Annotated in this window: 22 protein-coding genes, 1 tRNA gene and 1 pseudogene; 12 read left to right on the top strand and 12 right to left on the bottom strand. The window is 66.8% G+C overall.

All coding sequences use genetic code 11. From position 1 onward, the window contains the following. Window positions 1-85: 85 nt before the first annotated feature. Together tsaE and FKV23_RS06480 are read right to left on the bottom strand one after the other, a co-directional pair. Window positions 86-556, bottom strand: coding sequence for a tRNA (adenosine(37)-N6)-threonylcarbamoyltransferase complex ATPase subunit type 1 TsaE (gene tsaE, locus FKV23_RS06485; RefSeq protein WP_141623120.1), 471 nt, complete (start codon window positions 554-556; stop codon window positions 86-88). Further along, window positions 553-2,051 (bottom strand): annotated as a pseudogene (locus tag FKV23_RS06480) (NAD(P)H-hydrate dehydratase). The gene tsaE and the pseudogene FKV23_RS06480 overlap by 4 nt, the downstream one beginning before the upstream one ends. Window positions 2,052-2,101: 50 nt before the next feature. On the opposite strand from FKV23_RS06480, the gene queG reads away from it, so the two are divergent. Continuing rightward, window positions 2,102-3,145, top strand: coding sequence for a tRNA epoxyqueuosine(34) reductase QueG (gene queG / locus FKV23_RS06475; RefSeq protein WP_141625083.1), 1,044 nt, complete (start codon window positions 2,102-2,104; stop codon window positions 3,143-3,145). Window positions 3,146-3,174: 29 nt separating this feature from the next. Here the strand turns inward: queG and FKV23_RS06470 are convergent, their stop codons facing one another. The 7 genes from FKV23_RS06470 to pcnB all read right to left on the bottom strand — a co-directional run bounded on the left by FKV23_RS06470 (window position 3,175) and on the right by pcnB (window position 9,311). Further along, a complete protein-coding gene (locus FKV23_RS06470) occupies window positions 3,175-3,681 on the bottom strand; it encodes a GNAT family N-acetyltransferase (RefSeq protein ID WP_141623119.1) in 507 nt (168 codons plus the stop codon). Beyond that, the gene (gene pgi, locus FKV23_RS06465; RefSeq protein ID WP_141623118.1) at window positions 3,678-5,195 is read right to left on the bottom strand and encodes a glucose-6-phosphate isomerase; all 1,518 of its coding nucleotides are present in this window, start codon (window positions 5,193-5,195) and stop codon (window positions 3,678-3,680) included. The genes FKV23_RS06470 and pgi overlap by 4 nt, the downstream gene beginning before the upstream one ends. 7 nt (window positions 5,196-5,202) lie before the next feature. Further along, complete coding sequence (gene panD, locus FKV23_RS06460) at window positions 5,203-5,583, bottom strand: aspartate 1-decarboxylase (protein WP_141623117.1); 381 nt, start codon at window positions 5,581-5,583, stop codon at window positions 5,203-5,205. A gap of 146 nt (window positions 5,584-5,729) precedes the next feature. Further along, complete coding sequence (gene panC, locus FKV23_RS06455; protein ID WP_141623116.1) at window positions 5,730-6,584, bottom strand: pantoate--beta-alanine ligase; 855 nt, start codon at window positions 6,582-6,584, stop codon at window positions 5,730-5,732. Between the two features lie 7 nt (window positions 6,585-6,591). After that, window positions 6,592-7,410, bottom strand: coding sequence for a 3-methyl-2-oxobutanoate hydroxymethyltransferase (gene panB / locus FKV23_RS06450; RefSeq protein ID WP_141623115.1), 819 nt, complete (start codon window positions 7,408-7,410; stop codon window positions 6,592-6,594). A gap of 19 nt (window positions 7,411-7,429) precedes the next feature. After that, window positions 7,430-7,951, bottom strand: a complete 522-nt coding sequence (folK, locus tag FKV23_RS06445) for a 2-amino-4-hydroxy-6-hydroxymethyldihydropteridine diphosphokinase (RefSeq protein ID WP_141623114.1) — start codon at window positions 7,949-7,951, stop codon at window positions 7,430-7,432. A 10-nt stretch (window positions 7,952-7,961) separates the two neighbouring features. Then, window positions 7,962-9,311 carry a polynucleotide adenylyltransferase PcnB gene (gene pcnB / locus FKV23_RS06440; RefSeq protein ID WP_141623113.1) on the bottom strand — a complete coding sequence of 450 codons (1,350 nt, stop codon included), beginning with the start codon at window positions 9,309-9,311 and terminating at the stop codon, window positions 7,962-7,964. 122 nt (window positions 9,312-9,433) lie between these two features. On the opposite strand from pcnB, the gene FKV23_RS06435 reads away from it, so the two are divergent. Next, a tRNA-Glu gene (locus FKV23_RS06435) sits at window positions 9,434-9,509 on the top strand. Window positions 9,510-10,031: 522 nt separating this feature from the next. Then, the gene (fdxA, locus tag FKV23_RS06430) at window positions 10,032-10,355 is read left to right on the top strand and encodes a ferredoxin FdxA (protein WP_141623112.1); all 324 of its coding nucleotides are present in this window, start codon (window positions 10,032-10,034) and stop codon (window positions 10,353-10,355) included. A gap of 87 nt (window positions 10,356-10,442) precedes the next feature. On the opposite strand, the gene FKV23_RS06425 is transcribed toward fdxA, so the two are convergent. Together FKV23_RS06425 and dapA are read right to left on the bottom strand one after the other, a co-directional pair. Further along, entirely contained in the window at window positions 10,443-10,952 is a 510-nt protein-coding gene (locus tag FKV23_RS06425; protein ID WP_141623111.1) for a hypothetical protein, read from the bottom strand. Between the two features lie 51 nt (window positions 10,953-11,003). Next, the gene (gene dapA / locus FKV23_RS06420; RefSeq protein ID WP_141623110.1) at window positions 11,004-11,909 is read right to left on the bottom strand and encodes a 4-hydroxy-tetrahydrodipicolinate synthase; all 906 of its coding nucleotides are present in this window, start codon (window positions 11,907-11,909) and stop codon (window positions 11,004-11,006) included. Window positions 11,910-12,098: 189 nt separating this feature from the next. Here dapA and FKV23_RS06415 point away from each other — a divergent pair, with 189 nt between their 5' ends. The 8 genes from FKV23_RS06415 to FKV23_RS06380 all read left to right on the top strand — a co-directional run bounded on the left by FKV23_RS06415 (window position 12,099) and on the right by FKV23_RS06380 (window position 19,471). Continuing rightward, entirely contained in the window at window positions 12,099-12,659 is a 561-nt protein-coding gene (locus tag FKV23_RS06415; RefSeq protein WP_141623109.1) for a glycine cleavage system protein R, read from the top strand. A 2-nt stretch (window positions 12,660-12,661) separates the two neighbouring features. Then, a complete protein-coding gene (locus tag FKV23_RS06410) occupies window positions 12,662-13,159 on the top strand; it encodes a peroxiredoxin (protein WP_141623108.1) in 498 nt (165 codons plus the stop codon). Window positions 13,160-13,304: 145 nt separating this feature from the next. Next, complete coding sequence (locus tag FKV23_RS06405; protein ID WP_141623107.1) at window positions 13,305-14,717, top strand: PhoH family protein; 1,413 nt, start codon at window positions 13,305-13,307, stop codon at window positions 14,715-14,717. A gap of 21 nt (window positions 14,718-14,738) precedes the next feature. Next, window positions 14,739-15,443, top strand: coding sequence for a hypothetical protein (locus tag FKV23_RS06400; RefSeq protein ID WP_141623106.1), 705 nt, complete (start codon window positions 14,739-14,741; stop codon window positions 15,441-15,443). A 124-nt stretch (window positions 15,444-15,567) separates the two neighbouring features. After that, window positions 15,568-15,819: a helix-turn-helix domain-containing protein gene (locus FKV23_RS06395; protein ID WP_141623105.1), complete on the top strand. Its 252-nt coding sequence runs from the start codon at window positions 15,568-15,570 to the stop codon at window positions 15,817-15,819. Next, complete coding sequence (locus FKV23_RS06390; RefSeq protein WP_244244116.1) at window positions 15,819-17,528, top strand: SulP family inorganic anion transporter; 1,710 nt, start codon at window positions 15,819-15,821, stop codon at window positions 17,526-17,528. The genes FKV23_RS06395 and FKV23_RS06390 overlap by 1 nt, the downstream gene beginning before the upstream one ends. A 237-nt stretch (window positions 17,529-17,765) precedes the next feature. Beyond that, entirely contained in the window at window positions 17,766-18,590 is an 825-nt protein-coding gene (gene thiD, locus FKV23_RS06385; RefSeq protein WP_141623104.1) for a bifunctional hydroxymethylpyrimidine kinase/phosphomethylpyrimidine kinase, read from the top strand. Beyond that, complete coding sequence (locus FKV23_RS06380) at window positions 18,587-19,471, top strand: alpha/beta hydrolase family protein (RefSeq protein WP_141623103.1); 885 nt, start codon at window positions 18,587-18,589, stop codon at window positions 19,469-19,471. Before thiD ends, FKV23_RS06380 begins: the two co-directional genes overlap by 4 nt. 34 nt (window positions 19,472-19,505) lie before the next feature. Here the strand turns inward: FKV23_RS06380 and galE are convergent, their stop codons facing one another. Next, entirely contained in the window at window positions 19,506-20,549 is a 1,044-nt protein-coding gene (galE, locus tag FKV23_RS06375) for a UDP-glucose 4-epimerase GalE (protein ID WP_141623102.1), read from the bottom strand. Between the two features lie 242 nt (window positions 20,550-20,791). Between galE and FKV23_RS06370 the strand changes: the two genes are divergently transcribed. Continuing rightward, the gene (locus FKV23_RS06370) at window positions 20,792-22,081 is read left to right on the top strand and encodes a nucleotide sugar dehydrogenase (protein ID WP_141623101.1); all 1,290 of its coding nucleotides are present in this window, start codon (window positions 20,792-20,794) and stop codon (window positions 22,079-22,081) included. Window positions 22,082-22,088 lie beyond the last annotated feature (7 nt).

Genomic DNA, 22,088 nt, shown 5'->3' with positions numbered 1-22,088 from the left:
TTTTCCTTGCAAATCGGGCACCTGCCGCCACTTCCTTCGGATTCGTTCAGGAGTGGACGGCAACTGCCGGTTCAGGTTTGCGGGCTCAGCCGTCGGCAGACGATCTGGCCAGCCAGCTCGCCCCGGCAGCCGACGCCGGGACCAGATGGGCATGACGGCCTTCGCCCTCCATCGCCAACTCGACAAGCAGATCGGCCGGCGGCAGCGCTCCGGCGCCCCGCTCCGGCCATTCGACCAGCCACAGCGCGACACCGTCGGCGTCCAGGCCCAGATACTCGAGCTCGCCGGCATCGGCAATGCGGTACAGGTCCAGGTGCCAGGCTTCACCGCCCTCGGCCAGCGGATAGCGTTCGACCAGGGTATAGGTCGGGCTGCGGATGGTGCCGGTCACTCCCAGTTCCCGCAGCAGCGCTCGGGCCAACGTCGATTTGCCGCTGCCGAGGTCGCCACGCAGATGCACGACGGCCCGCGCCGGCCGGGTTCGCGCCAGTTCGCGGCCGAGGTCCTCGGTGGCGGCCGGGTCGGCCAGATACAGTTCTCGGGTCGCCGAGGTCATCTGCAGATCTCCGGATTGGCCAATCGTCTCAGCCATGGCATCAGGTCCGAAGGCAGCAGGCCACGCTCGCCCGCCTCGGCCGCGGCACGGTCGCCTGCAGCCGAGTGCAACAGCGCGCCGCAACAGGCGGCATCGAACGGTGCAAGTCCTTGCCCGCACAGGGACGCGGTCACGCCACACAACACGTCCCCCATGCCCCAACCGCCATGCCCGGATTGCCGGCAGCGAGCACACGGGGCCGCTCGCCAGGGGCGGCGATCACGGTGCCGGCACCCTTGAGCACCACAACGCAGCCGTAGCGACAGGCGAGTTCTTCCGCCGCCCTGAAACGATCGGCCTGGACCTCCTGCGTCGTGCGGCCGAGCAGCCGTGCGGCTTCGCCAGGATGCGGGGTCAGCACGGCCTGCGCGCCTGGCCTTGCCTCCTTTCGCGCAAGCAGGTTCAGTGCGTCGGCATCGAGCACGAGAGGACGGTCGCTGCACAGGGCCTGCTCGAACAGCCGGCGGCCCCAGCCCTCCTGTCCCAGGCCCGGTCCGATCGCGATCACGTCGCAGCCATCGAGCAGACTGTCGGACAGAGCCGCATCGTCGACACCATGCACCATCGCCTCCGGCCGCCGCGCCAGCAAGGCAGGCACATGGGTCGGGCGGGTCACCACATCGACCAGGCCCGCGCCACAGCGCAGCGCCGCTTCGGCCGTGAGCAGGATCGCACCACCATGGCCATGATCTCCGCCGATGCACAGCACGCGTCCGTTGCCTCCCTTGTGGGTATCGCGCCGGCGCGGCTGCAGCCAGCGCATGAGATCGGCTGCCTGCAGGCGGGTGGACCGCGGCGAGGTGCCGGCGAAGTCGTCGGCAATCAGGCCGAGCCCGGCCACTTTGCATATGCCGGCATGATCCAGCGCCCGCCCGGTCGCCAGCCCGGCCTTGGCGACGATGAACTCCACCGTGCGTTCGGCACGCACCGCGGCACCCGGCACAGCACCGCTGTCAGCATCGACCCCACTGGGGACATCGAGCGCGAGCACGGGAACACCAGCGGCATTGATCGCATCGATCAGCCCGGCCGCATCCGCCTCGGGCGCCCGTGACAGGCCGATCCCGAACATCGCATCGACGATGAGATCGGCCTCCGACAACCGCTCGCCGGAGTCGACGACTCGGCCACCCGTTCCGGTGTAACGCCCTGCGGCATCGATCGCGAGCCGGCCATGGGGCGCGTGCGCAGGCAGGCGCACGACCGTGACATCCCGGCCGGACTCATGCGCATGACAGGCGAGCTCATAACCGTCGCCGCCGTTGTTGCCGGGGCCGCACACCACCACGATGCGTCGTGCCTGCGGCCAATGCGCAAGCAGAACCTGCCAGGCCGACTGGCCGGCGCGCCGCATCAGTTCGGCGGCATCGCCCAGCCGCAGCGCGGCCTGCGTCTCGATCCGGCGCAACGCATCGACGGCAAACAGCGGATCGCCCAGGGCGTAATCGTCTTGCATCGCGCGATTCTATACTTGGCACAGCCGTGAACACGTCCACCGCCCGCGATATCGATTACCCCTCACTCGCCCTGCGCGTGCGCGAACTCGCGCGCGAGGCCGGTTTCCAGCGCTGCGGCATCGCCGGAATCGAACTGGGCGAGGACGAAACGCACCTGCACAGCTGGCTGGCCGAAGGCCTGTACGGCTCGATGGACTGGATGGCACGGCACGGCGACAAGCGTTCGCGCCCGGCGGAGCTGATCCCCGGCACGCTGCGGGTGATCTCGGTCGGGCTCGACTACGGCCGCGACCCCGACGAGGCCTGGGCGACCTTGGACGATGGCGGGCGCGCCTACGTCGCCCGTTATGCGCTCGGCCGCGACTACCACAAGCTGATGCGCAACCGCCTGCAGAAACTGGCCACGCGCATCGCCGAGGAGGTGGGTCCGTTCGGCCACCGCGTGTTCGTCGACTCGGCACCGGTGCTCGAGCGCGCGCTCGCGCGCAACGCCGGGCTGGGCTGGATCGGCAAGCACACCTGCCTGATCGACAAGGACGGCGGTTCGTGGTTCTTCCTCGGTGAGATCTACGTCGACCTGCCGTTGCCCATCGATCCGCCGGCGACCGCGCACTGCGGCACCTGCACGCGCTGCATCGACATCTGCCCGACGCAGGCCATCGTCGCACCGAACCGGCTCGATGCGCGTCGTTGCATCGCCTACCTCACCATCGAACATGACGGCCCGATCCCCGAAGACCTCCGCAAGCCGATCGGCAACCGCATCTTCGGCTGCGACGACTGTCAGCTGGTGTGCCCGTGGAACAAGTTCGCCCGGCGCACCGACGAGCCGGACTTCCGCGTCCGCAACAACCTCGACAAGGCAACGCTCGCCGAGCTGTTCGCCTGGGACGAAGACGAGTTCCTGCAACGCAGCGAGGGCTCGGCGATCCGCCGCAGCGGCCACGAGCGTTGGCTGCGCAATATCGCCATCGCGCTGGGAAACGCACCGACCACGCCGGAAACGGTCAACGCGCTGCGCTCACGCCGCGACACCGCCAGCCCGATGGTGCGCGAACACATCGACTGGGCGTTGCGGGAGCACGGCCAGTAGCCCTTGCCCGGGCTACAACATCGACGGGATCAGACCCTGTCGCGCAACCGCGCCATCAGATAGACATCGACATATGCGCCATCGCGCAGGGCATAGCCGCGTGCATGGCCCTCGCGGACAAAGCCGTGCCGTTCGTACAGGGCGATGGCAGCCGCGTTGTCGGTGTAGACCTCCAGTTCGAGCCGCCGCACGCCATGCCAACGCTCGGCGGTCTCGATCACCGATTGCAGCAACCGCGTACCGATGCCCTGTCCCCGCCGCCGCTTCGCCACAGCCATGCCGAGGTTGGCGGCATGGCGTCGACGCGGGTTGCTGAACACCTCGAATCCGGCGGCGCCGGCCAGACAGCCGTCGGCATCGATCGCCACCAGTTGCACCATGTGCCTGGGCGGATCGGCCAGCACCCGTTCCCAGGCCGCCTGCGACGGAAATGGCGGCTGCAAGGTGCCACCATAGGCTTCTGCTTCGGAGAACAGCGCGTACAGGCCGGCCGCATCGACCGGCTCCGCATGGCGGACGCGGATACTGTCGCTCATGCGTCCCTGAGCTGCGCGATCAGCTCGCGGGTTACCGGATCGTCCGCCTCCGCTTCGCCGGCCAGGGCCGGCAGCAGGCGGTTGGCCACCTGCTTGCCGAGCTCGACGCCGAACTGGTCGAAGGCGTTGATGCCCCACATCACCGATTGCAGGTAGACGCTGTGCTCGTATAGCGCCAGCAGCGCACCGAGCGCGCGCGGGGTCAGGGCGTCGAGCAGGATCGTGGTGGTCGGACGACCGCCGGCATAGGCACGGTGCGGATCGTCGCTGGCCTGGCCATTGGCGAAGGCCTCGGTCTGCGCGAGCAGGTTGGCGTGCAGCGCGCGGTGATTCTCCACATACGGTGAATCGGCATGGATGACGCCAATGAAGTCGGCCGGCACGATCGAGGTGCCCTGGTGCAGGGCCTGGAAAAAGCTGTGCTGGGTATCGGTCCCCACCCCGCCCCACCACACCGGCACGGTGTCGCCGGCCACGGGGGAACCGTCGCGGCGTGTCGACTTGCCCAGGCTCTCCATCACCAGTTGCTGCAGGTAGTTCGACAGCAGCTTGAGACGGTCGTCGTAGGGCAGCACCGCGTGGGTGGCGAGGCCCAGCGCGTTACGGTTCCAGATCGCGGTGATCGCGTGCCAAGCCGCGAGGTTCTGCTCCAGCGGCGTGTTCAGGACGTGCGCATCGACCTCGGCCGCACCCGCGAGGAAGTCCTCGAACGCGTCCATGCCAATCGCCAGCGCGATCGGGAAGCCGACTGCCGACCATAGCGAATAACGGCCGCCGACCCAGTCCCACATCGGCAGGATGCGCTCGGGCGGGATGCCGAACACCTCGGCAGGACGTTCGACGTTCGCCGACACCGCGTACAGGCGGTCGACCGCACCCTCGCCCAGCCAGTCGGCCAGCACGCGGCCGTTGAGCAGGGTTTCCTGGGTGCCGAAGGTCTTGGAAATCAGGATGCCGGCGGTACGCGCCGGGTCGAGACCCGCCAGCACGCGCTGGGCGGCATGGCCGTCGACATTGGACAGGAAGTGCACGCGCAGGCGGTCGGGCACGGCGAGCGCGTCGACCACCAGCCGCGGACCGAGGTCGGAACCGCCGATGCCGACGCTGACCACGTCGGTGATGCCGCTGCCCTCGAGCGCCTCGACCAGCCCGCGCATGCGGGCCCGGGCCTCGACAGCCTGTGCGTGTGCCTCGCGTGCAACCGGCGCCCGCGACAGGTCGCTGCGCAACGCGGTATGAAGCACCGCGCGGCCTTCGGTCAGGTTGATCTTCTCGCCGTCGAACTGGGCGCGAACGCGACCCTCGGCACCGGCGTCGCGCAGCAGGCCGAACAGTGCGGCCAATGCATCGCGGTCGTAACCCTGGCGGGCGAAGTTGGCGTAGATCGGGCCGACCCGCAGCGCCATTGCCTGCGGTCGCCCGGGGTCGTTGGCGACCAGATCGAGCGTGCGTTGGCCGGAAAGGCGGGCCTGGTGGGCGCGGAGGGCTTCGTCGATCCGGTCAGTGGCAGTCATCGTGTCGTCAGGCGGCCTGCGCGGGGATGGAATCGTTGGTGTGGGTGAGCCGGTTGTCGCGGTCGACGTAGACCATGGTCGGCTTGTAACTGGCCGCCTCGGCCTCGTCGCACTGGCCGTAGGCGCAGATGATGACCAGGTCGCCCGGCTGGGCGCAGTGGGCGGCGGCACCGTTGACCGAGATCACCCCGCTGCCTTCCTCGGCGCGAATGGCGTAGGTCGAGAAGCGGTGGCCGCTGTTGATGTTGTAGATATGCACCTGCTCGTACTCGCGGATGCCCGAGATGTCGAGCAGGCGGCCGTCGATCGCGCACGAGCCTTCGTAGTGCAGCTCGGCGTGGGTGACGGTGGCGCGGTGGATCTTGGCCTTGAGCAGGTTCAGCAGCATGTCGTGTCTCCGTCGGGCGACGGGGTTTGGCGTGAACGTTGGATTTTAGCAGTCCATGGCGCGCTGCAACACAACCGGAACCGATGAAACCGTCCCCGGCCCCAAACGCCGTTCAGGCACCCGTGCACCAAAACGCTGTGTTCCGCTCAGACCTCGAATTCGAGGTTGTCGATCAGCCGGGTGCGCCCGAGCCGCGCGGCGATCAGGGCGACGCGGGCGCCGTTTCCGTATTCGGGCGGTTCGGACAGGTCGGGGCGGCGGACCACCGCGTAATCGACCTCGAAACCAGCCGCGGCCAGGTGCTGCTCCGCCCAGGCTTCCAGCTCGAAACGAGGTCGCCCGGCCCGGGCACCCTCGCGCATGGCCTGCAGCACAGTGTGGATTTCCGCTGCGCGTGGACGTTCGTCGGCCGAGAGGTACTGGTTGCGCGAACTCATCGCCAGTCCGTCCGGCTCGCGCAGGATCGGCGCCGGCACGATTTCGACCGGGAACGCCAGCTCGCGCACCATGTAGCGGATCACCGCCAGCTGCTGGTAGTCCTTGCGCCCGAACACCGCGACATCGGGCCGGACCTGGTTGAACAGCCGCGCGACGACGGTGGCGACGCCATCGAAATGACCCGGGCGATGCGCGCCCTCCAGCACGGCGGTCACGCCCGGCACGCCAACCCGCACCGCGCCTTCGATGCCGAACGGGTACGTGGTCTCGACCGAAGGCAGCCACAGTGCATGGCAGCCGGCTGCCTCCAGCCCGGCGGCATCGCCTTCCGGCGTGCGCGGGTAGCGGGCGAAGTCCTCGTTCGGACCGAACTGGGTCGGATTGACGAACACGCTGGCGACCACGCGGTCGGCATGCTGCAGCGCAAGCTCCACCAGCGAATGATGGCCGGCATGCAGGTTGCCCATGGTCGGGACCAGGGCGACGCGCAGGCCGGCGCGCTTCCAGTCGTCGATACGGGCGCGCAGGGCGTCGAGTCCGGTGAAGGTTTCGAGGCCACGCATGCTGATGTCATGCATACGAATGCGCGGCATCCGGGAACCGTCCTTCGCGTACTGCGTCGGCATAAGCCAGGCAGGCACCGGCAACGGAACCGCCCTCGGCGAGGAAGTCCTTGACGAAGCGTGGCCGGCGATGGCCGCTGTCGAGACCAAGCATGTCGTGCAGCACCAACACCTGGCCATCGCATTCCGGACCGGCACCAATGCCGATGGTCGGGATCGAGAGGTCGGCGGTGATCGCGGCGGCAACCGCGGTCGGCACGCATTCGAGTACCAGCAGACTGGCACCGGCGGCCTCGACCTCGCGGGCCTGTTCGCGCAGGTGCGCGGCGGCGGCCTCATCGCGGCCCTGCACCTTGAAACCGCCCAGCCGCAGCACCGATTGCGGGGTCAGGCCCAGGTGTGCGCAGACCGGGATCTCGCGCTCGACCAGATATCGGATCACCTCGAGCTTGTGTCCCGCGCCTTCCAGCTTGACCATGCCGGCGCCGGCCTGCAGCAACGCGACCGAAGCGTCCAGCGCACGTTGCGGGTCGGCATCGGCGGCGAACGGCAGGTCGGATACCAGCAGTGCCTGCGACAGACCACGGGCGACGCAGGCAGTGTGGTAGGCGATGTCCTCGACGGTAACCGGAAGGGTGCTGTCGCAGCCCTGCACGACCATGCCCAGCGAATCGCCGACCAGCACCAGGTCGATGCCGGCGCTATCCAGGGTTCGGGCAAAACCGGCGTCGTAGCAGGTCAGCATGACCAGCTTGCGACCCTCCTGCTTGGCCTCGCGCAAGGCGGGCACGGTCCAGGGCTTGTCGGCGGGGATTCCGTTGTACATGTCGGGCTCGGCAGTGGGGTCAGGGAGCCACATCGGGCTCTGGATACGTTAACGCTTCGATGTCGCCCGCATCCATCCTTGCCAATGCATCGCGTGCAGGACCGATGCCCGGGATCAGCACATCGGGCGCGGCCTCGACCAGCGGCACCAGCGCGAAGGCGCGTTCGAGCAGCCGCGGGTGCGGCACCTGCAACCCGGGCAGGTCGAGTACCGCGTCACCGTACAGCAGCAGGTCGAGATCGAGCGTACGCGGTCCCCAGCGCGGCATGTCGTCACTGCGGTCACGACCGGCGGCGCGTTCGACCCCGAGCATTGCCGCCAGCAGGGCCTGTGGCGCGAGCGTGGTTTCCAGCACCGCCGCAGCATTGATGAAGTCGGGCTGGTCGGTCAGTCCCCATGCCGGCGTGCGGTACAGCCGCGAGGTGGCGAGCAGGCGGCTGCCGGGCAACCCGGCCAGCGCGTCGAAGGCGGCGCGCACGGTGCCTGCGGCGTCGCCGACATTGCCGCCCAGGCCGATGCAGGCGACGACAGGAGAATTCATTGCGTGAGGCTCATTCCGAGGCCGGCTTGCGCCGGCGACGGCGACGACGGCGCGATGGCGGGCCCTCCCCCGCTTCATCGCCATCCGCCACTTCCCGGCTGGAATCGAGCTGGGCGGCGAGGGCGTCGCCCGGCTTCTCCTGCGCCTCACGCCAGAACACCACGTCATCGGCGTGTTCCTGCGATGCGGCCAGGCGCAGGCTGAGGAAATCGAAGGCGGCGCGGAAGCGCGGGTGCGCGAGCAGGCGGAACACCCGCTTGCGCTGGCGGCTGGAGAAGCGCGACTGCAGCAGCCAGATTTCCTGCATTGGCAACGAGAACCGGCGTGGCAACGCAACGGTGTCGAGCTGGTGCACGGTCACCCGGTCGGCAGCCCGGCGCTGGGCCTCGGCCACATGCACGCCCTGCACCTGCAACTGCGCCAGCGTGCGGCAATAGGCCGGCCACAACAGCAGCGCGAACAGGAATGCGGGCGACACCGGCTCATCGTTGGCCACCCGCAGGTCGGTGTTGCGCAGGCCTTCGAGCAGCATCCGCCGCAATGCGCCGCTGCGGTTGGAAGCGAGCGCGGCCGCGCTTTCCGGCAGCAGCGCCGGCAGCAACCCGTGGCGTTCAAGACCGAGGAAGCTCTCGACCCCGTGCCCGGACAGGAACATCTTCAGGCACTCCTCGAACAGCCTCGCCGGCGCCGACTCGGCCAGCAGCGGCGCCAGCTCGCGGATCGGTGCAGCGGTGGCGGGCTCGATCTCGAAACCGAGCTTGGCCGCCAGCCGGACCGCACGCAACATCCGCACCGGATCCTCGCGGTAGCGGGTCTCGGGGTCCCCGATCAGGCGCAACAGGCGGTTCTGCACATCATCGAAGCCGCCGACATAATCGCGGACCGAGAAGTCCTCGATCGAGTAGTACAGCGCGTTGGCGGTGAAGTCGCGACGGATCGCATCTTCCTCGATGGAGCCGTACACGTTGTCCCGCACCAGCCGGCCGCCCTCGACCTCGCGGTCGCCGCTGCCGTCATCACTGTTGGCGCGGAAGGTGGCGACCTCGATGATCTCGCGGCCGAACACCACATGTGCGAGGCGGAAGCGGCGACCGATCAGCCGGCAGTTGCGGAACTGCTGCTTGACCTGCTCCGGAGTGGCGTCGGTGGCGACGTCGAAGTCCTTGGGGTGGCCGCCGACCAGCAGGTCGCGGACAGCGCCACCGACCAGATAGCCGGCATAGCCCGCGTCGCGCAGGCGGTACAGCACCCTCAGCGCGCTGGAACTGATGTCCTTGCGCGAGACGCAGTGCTGGTCGCGGGGAATGACCCGGAGCGAGATACCGGGGGCGGGATTGGAAATGTCGAGATCGGCTGGCATTCGGGCGGACTTTGCCGCAGTTCAACGGAAGGTAAAGTGTGGTTGCGAATCGTTGCCAAGAACGGCAACAGCCCACTATACTAGCAGGCCGCCGCGGTCCTGAATGGGCCACGGCGGTCCCAGCTCCCTTCGTCTAGAGGCCTAGGACGTGGCCCTCTCAAGGCTAAAACAGGGGTTCGAATCCCCTAGGGAGCGCCATATTCTCGAAAAAGCCCGCGCAGCGATGCGCGGGCTTTTTTCTTGGTTCTTCTCTCAAGTGAGGGGGAGCACGCCTTCGAAGGCGTGGACGGTGCCGTTTGCGTTCGACACCGGTTCTCGCCGCTGTCTGGCTGTCCCGACGCGACCTGCCGGCCTTGACGGCGAATGTCCCCCGGCCGCCGCCCGCGGCGGCGGCCTCCTCCTTGATTTCGCCGTCAAGGCCGGCAGGCCACGTCGGATCGCACGGCCACGCTGTGGAATGCGAAGCCGGTCCTCCCCGGGATTCCGCTTCTGGAACCACCAGTCATGTCCGAATGCCGAGGGCGAAGGCCCTTGGGTGCGAAATCAAGGAGGAGGCGCCGGCCATGGTCGGTGCCGGGGGAGATTCGCATCCAAGGGCCTTCGCCCCCGGCGCCCCGGTCATCGAACAGACCCGGCGCTTTCCGCTAGATTGGGCGAAGAACCTTTTTCTTTCCCCCTCCCCTCTGGATAGAATGCCCGGCGCCAGCCAAGGAACATGCCATGCCCTTCGTCGTCACCGAAAACTGCATCAAGTGCAAGTACACCGACTGTGTCGAGGTGTGCCCGGTGGACTGCTTCCATGAAGGCCCGAACTTCCTGGTGATCGATCCGGACGAATGCATCGATTGCACCCTGTGCGAGCCGGAATGCCCGATCAACGCGATCTACCCGGAAGACGACGTGCCGGCCGGCCAGGAGGGCTTCGTAGCCCTGAATGCCGAACTGTCGCAGGCCTGGCCGGTGATCACCGCGCGCAAGGATCCGCTGCCGGACGCCAAGGAATGGGAGAACAAGACCGGCAAGCTGGACCAGCTGGAACGCTGAAGCCGGAAGCCGGAAGCCGGAAGCCGCAACCTGAAGCAGAAAGGGCGCCATCGGCGCCCTTTCCATTTCATGCATCAGCCTGCTGCTTCAGTCGCCCTGCATCGCCCGCTGCAATGCCTCGATCAACCGGGCCGGGGCCTCGCCCGAGGCCGGCACGCCTCGCGGGTCCACCGCCTCGACCATCACTCCACCGCCCGGCGCGTCGCCGACCCGGACCAGGAAATTGCTGCCCTGGTAGTCGATGTCATAGACACCCAGCAGCTGGGCGCGGCTGGTGATGTTCACGCCATCGATGCTTTCCAGCAGCGTACCGACCCGGTTGAACGCCTCCTCACGGGAGCCGGGGATGGTGAAGCCGACCGCAGACGTGGCCGGACGGCGCGCCGAGGCTACCGAGCTGGCGGTGACCCCGCCGGCCTCCGGCGCGGTTTCCGTGGCGGCCTGCATCGGCGGTGGCACCTCCAGCGGGCGCTGGGCCGGATCATCGTGATACAGGTCCTTGCCCTTGCGGAACCAGCCGCAGCCGGAAGTCGCGACCAGGGCCACGAGAACGGCGGCGGCCAGCGCGGCACGGGAAGTCGGAACGGTTCGGATCATGGAGCTCTCCAGATGGGCAGCCCGTGGCTGGCTGGATGGGAAGTTTCGGGGTCAGGCCGCAAGCAGCCTGAGGCATTCTTCTTCGATCGCTTCGATCGAAGCCAGCATCGCGGCAGCCGCCTCGCGATGGCGATCGGGCAGTACCTGCAACGGCAGGCGCAACTCATGGCCGATGCCCTGCAGGGCAAGGATCGCCTTGACCGGGATCGGATTGGGCTCGATACCCATGAAATCACAGGCAGGCCGCAGACGCGTGTCCCAGGCCCGGGCCTCGTCGCCCTTTCCGGCAAGTGCCAGGTCGCACAGGCGACGGAACCCCGCCGGCAACACGTTGGAAGCCACCGAGATCACCCCGCGCGCCCCGGCCAGCATCGCGCGGCAGGCGGTCGGGTCGTCGCCGCTGAGCACGGAAAAGTCCTTGCACTGCAGTTCCAGCAGGGCCTGCATGCGCTCGGGCTCGTTGCAAGCCTCCTTGATCGCGACGATGCGCGGATGCCCGGCCAGCTCTGCCACGGTCTCCGGCAGCAGGTCGCCGCCGGTACGGGCCGGCACGTTGTAGAGCACCACCGGCAGTGCGCCATCGTCGGCAATCGCGCGGTAGTGCGCGACCAGCCCGGCCTGGGTCGGGCGCACGTAGGGCGGCGTCACCACCAGTGCTGCATCCGCACCCAGTGCGGCGGCGCGGCGGGTCTGTTCGATGGTCTTGGCGGTGTTGGACTGGCCGGTACCGGCCAACACCGGGATGCGGCCGGCGATGAATTCGACCGCGCTGCGCAGCAGCAGGTCGTATTCGGCGTCGTACAGGGCCGCGGCCTCACCGGTGGAGCCGGCCACGACAATGGCCTGGGTGCCCCGCTCCAGCTGCATTTCCAACAGGCGGTGCCAGGCGTCGATGTCGAGCTCGCGGGCGGCGTCGAACGGCGTCGCCAGGGCGGTGATGCTGCCGGATAGTTGCAAGAGGAGGAACCTGATTTGCTGGGGTATGGAGGATGGAACCGGCGCCACGCAGCGGGCGCGGGCACAGGCCGATGTTACTTGCGGCGCGAAAGCACGGGCAAGTATGCTGCCTCCCATGGCACCGCACCATACGGCTGCCCTTCAGCACCAGTTGCAACCCCGACTCCAGTTTCCCACGCAGGCGCCGCCTTGACCGATACCGCTTCCCGGCCGTCGCCGACCGAAAACCACCTCCTGATCAATGCCTACACGACGCATCCGGAGTCGCCGCTGCTGTCGGTGACGCGACGGATCAGCGACAGCGGCTGCAATCTCGTCGATGCCCGTCTGTCGACCGTGGGTCGTGATGTGTCGGTGACTGCGCTTGCGACCGGCTCGTGGGACTCGGTGGCCAAGCTCGAGGCGATGCTGACCCGGCTCGAGCGCGAGGAAGGCCTGAAGCTGATCTGGTACCGCACCGGCGCCAAGCAGATCCAGTCCAACCTGCTGCCCTACGTGGTCGAGGTGGTCGCGGCCGACAAGCCCGGCATCCTGTTCCAGCTGGCCGACTTCTTCGACCGCCAGGGCATCACCATCGAAAGCCTGCATTGCTCGCGTTACCGTGCGATGCAGACCGGCGCCGACATGTTCTCCGCCCAGGTCACGATCGGCGTACCCTCGAACATGCACATCGCAGCATTGCGGGACGACTTCCTGGAGTTCTGCGACCACCTGAACCTCGATGCCATCATGGACCCGATGAAATTCTGACAATGGCTGAAGACGGCAAGAAGCTCCCCGCAAAGACCCTCAAGCTGCCGCTGGCCCTGTCCGGCGGCGACAGCACCACCCTCGGCGCCGCTTCACTTGGTGATTACTCCGGCCAATGGCTGGTGCTGTATTTCTACCCGAAGGACAGCACTCCGGGCTGCACCACCGAAGGCCTGGACTTCAACGCGCTGCTGCCGAAGTTCAAGAAGTTGAACGCCAGCGTTCTTGGCGTGTCGCGCGATTCGATCAAGTCGCATGACAACTTCTGCGCCAAGCAAGGATTCAAGTTCCCGCTGGTCAGCGACCCCGACGAGGCGCTGTGCAAGGCTTTCGATGTGATCAAGCCGAAGAAGCTCTATGGCCGCGAGTATGTCGGCGTGGAGCGCAGCACCTTCCTGATTTCGCCCGAGGGCGTCATCGCGCGGTCATGGCGCAAGGTGAAAGTGCCCGGCCATGCCCAGGCCGTCCTCGACGCGCTCAAGGAACTCACCACGCAGTGATCCACCCAGCCAGCCACCTTCTCCGCCGTCCCGCCCTGCGGGTCATGGCGGCTTTGGCGTGCGCGTTTTCGGCATGCAGGCTTTCGGCCAGGGAACTCATCGCCCCATCCCGTTTTCCAACCCGACCACTCGCCAGGTAGTCCGAATGACGCGAAGCAAGCGTATCTACGTGCTCGACACCAATGTCCTGATGCACGACCCGACCGCCCTGTTCAAGTTCGAGGAACATGACGTGTTCCTGCCGATGCAGGTCATCGAGGAACTCGACAACGGCAAGAAAGGCACCTCCGAGGCCAGCCGCAACGCCCGCCAGGTCAGCCGCTTCCTCAACGAGCTGATCGAAGCCCAGGGCAGCAAGGCCAACATCCACGAGGGCATCGACCTCGGGCGCCCGACCGGCCTGCAGCTGCGCGGCGAGCGCAGCAGTGGGCGGCTGCTGTTCCAGACCGACAACTTCGACGCCGGCAAGCGCTTCGGCGCGGTCGTGCCTGACAACGCGATCCTCGGCGCGATCCTGGCGCTGAAGGAAGCGCAGCCGGAAGTACCGGTGGTGTTCGTCTCCAAGGACATCAACCTGCGGATCAAGGCCTCGATCGCCAACATCGTGTCGGAGGACTACGAGAACGACCGCGCGCTCGACGACTTCAGCCTGCTCTATGCCGGCGCCACCGCCCTGCCCGAGGATTTCTGGCAGCGCTGCGGCAAGGATCTCAAGTCCTGGACCGACAAGGGCCGCACCTATTACGAAATCAACCGTCCCGAGATCGAGGACGGCGAAGAACCCTGGCATCACAACCAGTTCCTGTACCTGCCCGGCGACGACGAGTCGGAAATGAAGGTCGTGCGCATCAGCGACGACAAGGTGGTTTTGCAGATCGTCGACGACTACCGCCACAGCCAGCATGCGGTGTGGGGCATCACCGCGCGCAACCGCGAGCAGAACTTCGCCCTCAACGCGCTGATGGACCCGGAGGTCGATTTCGTCACCCTGCTCGGCACCGCCGGCACCGGCAAGACCCTGCTCGCGCTGGCCGCGGGCCTGGCCCAGACCATGGACCAGCAGCGCTACCGCGAGATCATCATGACCCGCGCCACGGTCAGCGTCGGCGAGGACATCGGCTTCCTGCCCGGCACCGAGGAGGAGAAGATGACCCCGTGGATGGGCGCGCTGACCGACAACCTGGAAGTGCTGACCCACAACCAGGACGGCGGCAGCTGGGGCCGCGCGGCGACCAACGACCTGCTCGCCAGCCGGATCAAGATCCGCTCGTTGAACTTCATGCGCGGCCGCACCTTCCTCAGCCGCTGGCTGATCCTGGACGAGGCGCAGAACCTGACCCCGAAGCAGATGAAGACCCTGATCACCCGCGCCGGCCCCGGCACCAAGATCGTCTGCCTCGGCAACGTCGAACAGATCGACACCCCGTACCTGACCGAGACCACCTCCGGCCTGACCTACGCGGTGGACCGCTTCAAGCACTGGGAGCACAGCGCCAGCGTGACCCTGCGGCGCGGTGAGCGCTCGAGGCTGGCGGACTATGCGTCTGAAGTGTTGTAGCCCTGTCAAGGACAATGACAGATGCAACTGAAACGCATACTGGTGCTGTCATTGGTGCTTGCCGTCGTGGGAGGCATTGCGACTTTCGCGATACCGGCATCGCATTGGGTTCGGTCCGAGCTGCAACGACGGGCTGAAGAGCCAGCTCCTGTACTCGCTAACCCGCAGGAAGCCCGCCAGATCATTGCCACGGTGCTGGCCGAGAAGAACTATCACTATCATGGTCTGCCGCTCCCACCTCCCAAAAACGGCAAAACGATCAGGGTAAAGGAAAAACGGGACTTGGTTGTATCGGCCGTATCTGTCTGTTTCAGAGCCGAGCACGCTCCTCAAAGCCCTCATTGCATGGCCTATCCCGCTGACTCAGTGCAGGCGGTTGAGCTCGACGGTTTTGCTTCGCGAAAACTGCGCGAGGAATTGATCCTTGCCAATGCGAATCCACGGCCACTTGACCTGAAAGGCTTGCCGAATACAGAGGTTGTGGACCCATCTGAAGTGAAGGCATTGCTTACTTCACGCTTCTGGAAAGGCTTCTACGAACAATTTCCTCAAACAGCCGGGTGGGTCCAAGCCAGCATGCCCGTTCTGACCAAAGATCGGCAAAATGCTCTGGTCTATATCTCCCATTCCTGCGATGGGCTGTGCGGCACAGGTACTTTGTATTACTTGTCTCGCACAGCCGACGGCTGGACCGTCACCCGAGACTTCCTGCTTTGGGTCAGCTAATTCGTAGCATGTGGCGATGAGCTGAACAGATATGATGTTCAAAACATCAAGTTAAATGTTCAGCAATTGAATCTACATGGTTAAGCGGGGAGAATTGGCTTCTACCTCCCTGCCCCGCGCCACCATGATCACCGCCACACAGATGCGGGCCGCACGCGCCCTGCTGGGGATCGACCAGCGCCAGTTGGCCGCGATGGCCAGTGTTTCCCTGCCGACCATCCAGCGGATGGAGGCCAGTGACGGCACCGTCCGCGCCGTGGTCGGGACACTGATGAAGGTGATCGATGCGCTGGATGCCGCCGGCATAGAACTGATCGGTCCGGGGCAACCGAGCCAGGGTCTCGGGCGCGGGGTGCGGTTGAAGGAATCGCAGTGATGTCCATGCACTTCGATCACCGCCAGTACTTGCGGATGTTCGAGCCCAAGTTGCTGACGGTGCTGCGCGAGGGCTACCGCTTCACCGATTTCCGTCGCGACCTGATCGCCGGGCTGACCGTGGCGGTGGTCGCGCTGCCGCTGGCAATGGCGCTGGCGATCGCATCGGGTACCACGCCGGAAAAAGGCCTGCACACGGCAATCATCGCCGGCTTCCTGATCTCGATGTTCAGCGGCTCGCGGGTGCAGATCGGTGGGCCGACCGCAGCCTTCATCCCGGTCGTGTTCGTGGTGATCCAGAAATTCGGTTACGGCGGGTTGATCCTGTGCACCCTGCTCGCCGGGTTGATGCTGATCGCCGCCGGGCTGCTGCGGCTGGGCACGTTGATGAAGTACATGCCGCAGCCGGTCATCACCGGCTTCACTGCCGGCATCGCGGTCAGCATCTTCTCCAGCCAGGTCAAGGACATGCTCGGCTTGCAGATGGGATCGGTGCCAGTCGAGTTCATCCCGCGCTGGAGCGCCTACGCTCAGCACATCGCGACGACCCAGCCAACGGCGGTGGCGTTGACCGTGCTGGGGCTGGCGGTGATCGTCGGCCTGCGCCGCTGGAGGCCGAACTGGCCCGGGTTCCTGATCGCACTGCTGGCCTGCACCCTGGTTGCGACCAGCTTTGCGATGCCGGCCGAGACCATCGGCAGCAAGTTCGGCGAGCTGCCATCGGCACTGCCGACGTTCGAGTTCCCGCACATCCCGTTCGAGCGCACCTTCGAGCTGCTGCCGAGTGCATTGACCATCGCCTTCCTCGCCGGCGTGGAATCGCTGCTGTCGGCGGTGGTCGCCGACGGCATGACCGGCGGACGCCACCGCTCCAACGGCGAACTGGTCGCGCAGGGCGTGGCCAACGTCGGCTCGGCGCTGTTCGGCGGCCTGCCGGCGACCGGTGCGATCGCGCGCACCGCCACCAACGTCCGCTCCGGAGGACGCACGCCGGTTGCCGGCATGCTGCACGCGGTGTTCCTGCTTGCTTTCATGCTGCTGCTGGCGCCGCTGATGGGCCATGTGCCGCTTGCCGCGCTGGCGGCGGTACTGCTGGTGGTGGCCTGGAACATGAGCGAGGTCGAGAATTTCCGCAGCACGATGTCGGCGCCTATCGGCGACCGCGTGGTATTGCTGCTGACCTTCTTCCTGACCGTGTTCCTCGACCTCACGGTGGCGATCCAGGCCGGCATCGTGGTCGCCGCATTCGTCTTCATGTTCCGCATGTCGGAGGCGATGGAGGTCAGCTCAGGCATCCGCGCGACCGACGACGACCTGCTGCGGGAAGGCATGGCGCAGGGTGACGAGGACCAGCGCGCCAAGCTGCCGAAGGGCGTGGAGGCGTTCCAGATCAGCGGCCCGCTGTTCTTCGGCAGCAGCAACCGGCTCGACAACCTGCTCGACCAGTTCTTCGAGTCGCCGAAGGTGTTCATCCTGCGCATGCGGCTGGTGCCGGTGATCGACGCCAGTGGCGTGCATGCGTTGAAGAAGCTGGCCGAGCGCTGCCAGCGCAAGGGCATCGCGCTGGTGATCTCCGGCCTGCAGGAGCAGCCCAACCGGGTGATCTCGAACATGCAGTTGCAGGAGCGTGATGGCGAGCTGCACTTCGTCTCCAACTTCGACCGTGCGGTGAAGCTGGCCGAGGCGATCGTCGCCCGCTCCGACACCTGACACCTGCCCCATACATCACGCGAAATCTGTTTTCCAGCAATCTGTCCAGGTCGCGGGCGGGGTTGCCTTTGCAGGACCTTCCAAAACATGGATGTTTTGGAAGAGCCCCCATGGATGGGTTTACGGCGTGTCCTGCAAAGGCAACCCCGCCCGCGACCCAACGCAGATCCACCAAAACAGATTTCCCGCAATCCACCCCTCCTGACGGCAGCGTATGGTTCGCGGCACAATGTCAGCATGCCGACTCCCTCCACCGTTTCCGCCCTGACCATCGCCGGCTCCGACTCCGGCGGCGGCGCGGGCATCCAGGCCGACCTGAAGACCTTCGCCGCACACCGCGTGCACGGGTTGAGTGCGATCGCCGCGCTGACCGCCCAGCACACCCGCGGCGTGACCGCCGTGCACGTGCCGCCGCTGGCGTTCCTGCGCGCCCAGATCCACGCCTGTTTCGACGATTTCGATATCGCCGCGGTCAAGCTCGGGATGCTGGCGAACGCGCAGGTGATCCACGCCGTCGCCGATGCACTGGAAACCAGCCGGCCCGCGCATATCGTGCTCGACCCGGTGATGGTCGCCACCTCCGGCGCCAAACTGCTGGAGGATGACGCCCTCGATGCGTTGCGCACGCGGTTGCTGCCGCTGGCCAGCATCGTCACCCCGAACATCCCCGAAGCCGAACTGTTGCTCGGCCACCCGATCGCCGGGGCAGCGGCCGCCGAGTCGGCATTGGCCGAGTTCGTCGACGATCTCGGCGCACGCGCGGTGCTGCTCAAGGGCGGTCATCTGCCCGGCGACGGACCGGGAGACACGCTTGTCATCGACCGCTACTGGGATGGCGAATGCGTCGCCCAGTACGGCCATGACCGCCTCGACGTCGATGCCCATGGCACCGGCTGCACGCTGGCCTCGGCGATCACGGCACGTTTGTGCCGCGGGCATGCGCTGCCGGAGGCCTGCGAACTCGCCACCGGATACGTGCACAGGGCCCTGCGCGGTGGCTACCGACCGGGACGTGGAGATGTCCTGGTGCTGGACCACTTCGGTGCGGCGGAGGCGGAATGAGTGCGATCCCCAACGGTTTGACGACGACCGAGGCTGAGCTGTCCTGCGATGCCGCCGATGGACACCGCTGGTCGCTGCTGGTGCGTCGCCCCGCAGACATGCCGCGCGCCGTGCTGACCTGGCTGCCGGCACTCGGTGTGGCCGCGCGCCACTACCTGCCATTCGCGGAGGCGCTGACGGCGCACGGTATCGCGACGGTGATCCACGAATGGCGTGGCAGCGGCAGCAGTTCGTTGCGCCCCGACCGGAGCACGGACTGGAGTTATGCGCAGCTGCTCGCTGCCGACCTGCCGGTGACGGAAGCCGCGGTGGCCCAAGCGTTCCCGGATACCGGGCGCATCCTCGGCGGACACAGCCTGGGCGGGCAGCTGGCCTGCTGCCGGCTGGGCATGGCGCCCGACGCAGCCGGCCAACTGTGGCTGGTCGCCAGCGGTGCGCCGTACTGGCGCGCATTCCCGTCGCCAACGCGCTGGTGGTTGCCGATGGTCTACCGCTTCCTGCCATGGCTGGCAAACTTGCGCGGTGCCCTGCCCGGCCGCCGGATCGGTTTTGGCGGCGAGGAAGCACGCGGCCTGATCGACGACTGGTCGCGCAGTGCGCTGAGCGGGCAATATCGCGCCCGCCACCTCGACACCGATCTCGAAACGGGCATGGCGAGCCTGTCGCCGACGGTGCGTGCCGTCACCCTTGCCCACGACTGGCTGGCGCCGCGTTCTTCACTGGACTTCCTGTTGTCGAAGTTCGATCGGCCGCGGGTGCATCACGCGTTGCTTGACAACTCGACACTTGGCACGCAGGCCGATCACTTCGCATGGATGAAGCAGCCGGAAACGGTCGCCAGGACTCTGTCCGGGCTGGATGGTCCGGTCGGTAGAGATTGACCGCGGCTTGTGCCGCTTCCCGGGGGAATGAGGGTCAGGCGACGGCGGCGCGCGGAGTGGCATCCGGGGTCTGGTATCCGGCCGGATTCATCGACTGCCAGCGCCAGGCGTCGCGACACATCGCCTCCATACCCAGTTGCGCACGCCAGCCGAGCCGCTCGTGCGCGAGCGAGGGGTCGGCATAGACCTCGGCGACATCGCCGGGGCGGCGGGCGACGATTTCACAGGGAACTGCACGACCGCTGGCGGCTTCGAACGCGCGCACCAGCTCCAGCACGCTGATGCCGCGGCCGGTGCCCAGGTTCACGGTCAGCCCTTGCTTCTCGCGTTGCAGGTAGTCGAGCGCATCGGCATGCGCGCGCGCCAGGTCCACGACGTGGATGTAGTCGCGCACACCGGTGCCGTCGCGGGTCGGGTAGTCGTCGCCGAACACCTGCAGCCGCTCACGGCGGCCGATCGCGACCTGGCAGACGTAGGGCATCAGATTGTTGGGGGTGTCGCAGGGGTCCTCCCCAATCAGGCCGGAGACGTGGGCGCCGACGGGATTGAAGTAGCGCAGGTTTGCGACCTTGAATGCCGGATCGCAGGCGACGACGTCTTCCAGCAGCTGCTCGACCACGAGCTTGGTGCGGCCATAGGGATTGGTCACCCGCAGCGCCGCGTCCTCGCGCACCGGCACCGAGTCGGGCAGACCATAGACGGTTGCCGACGAACTGAACACCAACCGCTTCACTCCGGCCTCGACCATCGTCTGCAGCAGGGCGATGGTGCCGCCGATGTTGTTGTCGAAATAATCGAGAGGACGCTGGCACGATTCGCCGACCGCCTTGAGCGCGGCGAAGTGGATTACCGCGTCGAAGCGGTGCCGCTCGAACACGCGGGCCAGTCGCACGCGGTCGCGGATGTCCACCCGTTCCAGCAGCGGTGGTCGCGGCAGCAGCATCTGCAGGCGCGCCAACACCGCCGGCGAGCTGTTGCAGAAGTTGTCGGCGATGACGACTTCATGGCCGCGTTCGGCCAGGACCACGCAGGCGTGCGCGCCTATGTAGCCCGCTCCCCCGGAAACCAGAATCCGCATCGTCGCCCCGCTTTGACCGTTCGCTGTAGGGGTCAACGCGAAAGGGCGGCATGACCGGCAACCGAGGTTCGGTGCTGCTTCCGGTCGTTTCACGAGTACGCGAAACCGCCCGGCGTTGCCGGATTCGCCACGGCTTTGCGTTGTAGCTGGGCAGAAGGGGGACTTCGCCCGCGAGCCGGGCAGGTATCCGGATACCGGAGCGGCCATTCGCACCCCTGCCAGCCTGGAGAGCCTGAAACCCCATGAGCGCCCCGCTGCCGCAACGGGACCGGATCCGTCTGGCCGTCGTTGGACTGGGATATGTCGGACTGCCGCTGGCCGTGGCCTTTGGCCGCAAACTGCCGACGCTCGGCTTCGACGTAAACCTCATCCGCGTCAACGAACTCGAGCGGCATCACGACCACACCCTGGAAGTGTCCGGGAAGGCATTGCGCGAGGCGTCGAGACTGCAGTTCAGTACCGATGCCGGGCGGCTGCACGAGTGCAACGTCTACATCGTCACCGTGCCGACCCCCATCGATGAGTACAAACGCCCCGATCTGCGCCCGCTGGAGGCAGCCAGCCGCACCGTCGGCGAATCGCTGTCGCCCGGCGACGTCGTGATCTACGAGTCCACCGTCTATCCGGGCGCGACCGAGGAAGTCTGCGTGCCTATCCTGGAACGCGAGTCGGGGCTGGTGTTCAACCGCGACTTCTACGTCGGCTACAGCCCTGAGCGGATCAATCCCGGCGACCACGAACACCGGCTGGAGACGATCACCAAGGTCACCTCCGGCTCGACCCCGGAGGCGGCCGACTTCGTCGACGAACTGTACGCCTCGGTCATCACCGCCGGCACCCACAAGACCTCGAGCATCCGCGTCGCCGAGGGAGCCAAGGTCATCGAGAACATCCAGCGCGACGTCAACATCGCCCTGGTCAATGAACTGGCATTGTTGTTCCACCGCCTCGGCATGGACACCCAGGAGGTGCTGGCCGCGGCCGGCACCAAGTGGAACTTCCTGCCGTTCCGCCCCGGGCTGGTCGGTGGGCACTGCATCGGCGTGGATCCCTACTATCTGACCCACAAGGCACAGCAGGTCGGCTTCCACACCGACGTGATCCTGGCCGGGCGTCGCATCAACGACGGCATGGGCCAGCACGTGGCGCACCGGGTGGTGCGACTGATCCAGAAAAACGACACCCACCCGGCCTGCTGCCGGGTGCTGGTACTGGGGCTGGCGTTCAAGGAGAACTGCCCCGATCTGCGCAACACCCGGGTCGTGGATATCGTGCATGAACTGCAGGACTACGGGGTCGGTGTCGACGTGCATGACCCGTGGGTGGATGCCGCGCAGGCACGCGAAGCCTACGGCATCGAACTGGTGACCGATCCCGCGCACGGGGGGTACGACGCCGTGATCCTGGCCGTTGCCCATCGCGAGTTCGTGTCCCCGGGTGCACCGGGCCTGCGCGCCTTCGGCAAGCCGGGCACGCCCCTGTTCGACGTCAAGGGCGCGCTTCCGAAAGCCGACGTGGACGGACGACTGTGACCGGGGA

This window comes from Lysobacter alkalisoli (assembly GCF_006547045.1).
GTDB lineage: Bacteria > Pseudomonadota > Gammaproteobacteria > Xanthomonadales > Xanthomonadaceae > Marilutibacter > Marilutibacter alkalisoli.
The sequence above is the reverse complement of the archived record's forward strand: the minus strand, read 5'-3'. Positions and strand labels throughout refer to the sequence as shown.

Bases quoted from the DNA above. Each gene is read 5' to 3' on its own strand.
- tsaE (WP_141623120.1), bottom strand. From the start codon at position 556: ATGACCTCGGCGACCCGAGAACTGTATCTGGCCGACCCGGCCGCCACC.
- FKV23_RS06470 (WP_141623119.1), bottom strand. From the start codon at position 3,681: ATGAGCGACAGTATCCGCGTCCGCCATGCGGAGCCGGTCGATGCGGCC.
- pgi (WP_141623118.1), bottom strand. From the start codon at position 5,195: ATGACTGCCACTGACCGGATCGACGAAGCCCTCCGCGCCCACCAGGCC.
- panD (WP_141623117.1), bottom strand. From the start codon at position 5,583: ATGCTGCTGAACCTGCTCAAGGCCAAGATCCACCGCGCCACCGTCACC.
- panC (WP_141623116.1), bottom strand. From the start codon at position 6,584: ATGCGTGGCCTCGAAACCTTCACCGGACTCGACGCCCTGCGCGCCCGT.
- panB (WP_141623115.1), bottom strand. From the start codon at position 7,410: ATGTACAACGGAATCCCCGCCGACAAGCCCTGGACCGTGCCCGCCTTG.
- folK (WP_141623114.1), bottom strand. From the start codon at position 7,951: ATGAATTCTCCTGTCGTCGCCTGCATCGGCCTGGGCGGCAATGTCGGC.
- pcnB (WP_141623113.1), bottom strand. From the start codon at position 9,311: ATGCCAGCCGATCTCGACATTTCCAATCCCGCCCCCGGTATCTCGCTC.
- fdxA (WP_141623112.1), top strand. From the start codon at position 10,032: ATGCCCTTCGTCGTCACCGAAAACTGCATCAAGTGCAAGTACACCGAC.
- FKV23_RS06425 (WP_141623111.1), bottom strand. From the start codon at position 10,952: ATGATCCGAACCGTTCCGACTTCCCGTGCCGCGCTGGCCGCCGCCGTT.
- FKV23_RS06410 (WP_141623108.1), top strand. From the start codon at position 12,662: ATGGCTGAAGACGGCAAGAAGCTCCCCGCAAAGACCCTCAAGCTGCCG.
- FKV23_RS06405 (WP_141623107.1), top strand. From the start codon at position 13,305: ATGACGCGAAGCAAGCGTATCTACGTGCTCGACACCAATGTCCTGATG.
- FKV23_RS06400 (WP_141623106.1), top strand. From the start codon at position 14,739: ATGCAACTGAAACGCATACTGGTGCTGTCATTGGTGCTTGCCGTCGTG.
- FKV23_RS06395 (WP_141623105.1), top strand. From the start codon at position 15,568: ATGATCACCGCCACACAGATGCGGGCCGCACGCGCCCTGCTGGGGATC.
- FKV23_RS06390 (WP_244244116.1), top strand. From the start codon at position 15,819: ATGTCCATGCACTTCGATCACCGCCAGTACTTGCGGATGTTCGAGCCC.
- thiD (WP_141623104.1), top strand. From the start codon at position 17,766: ATGCCGACTCCCTCCACCGTTTCCGCCCTGACCATCGCCGGCTCCGAC.
- FKV23_RS06380 (WP_141623103.1), top strand. From the start codon at position 18,587: ATGAGTGCGATCCCCAACGGTTTGACGACGACCGAGGCTGAGCTGTCC.
- galE (WP_141623102.1), bottom strand. From the start codon at position 20,549: ATGCGGATTCTGGTTTCCGGGGGAGCGGGCTACATAGGCGCGCACGCC.
- FKV23_RS06370 (WP_141623101.1), top strand. From the start codon at position 20,792: ATGAGCGCCCCGCTGCCGCAACGGGACCGGATCCGTCTGGCCGTCGTT.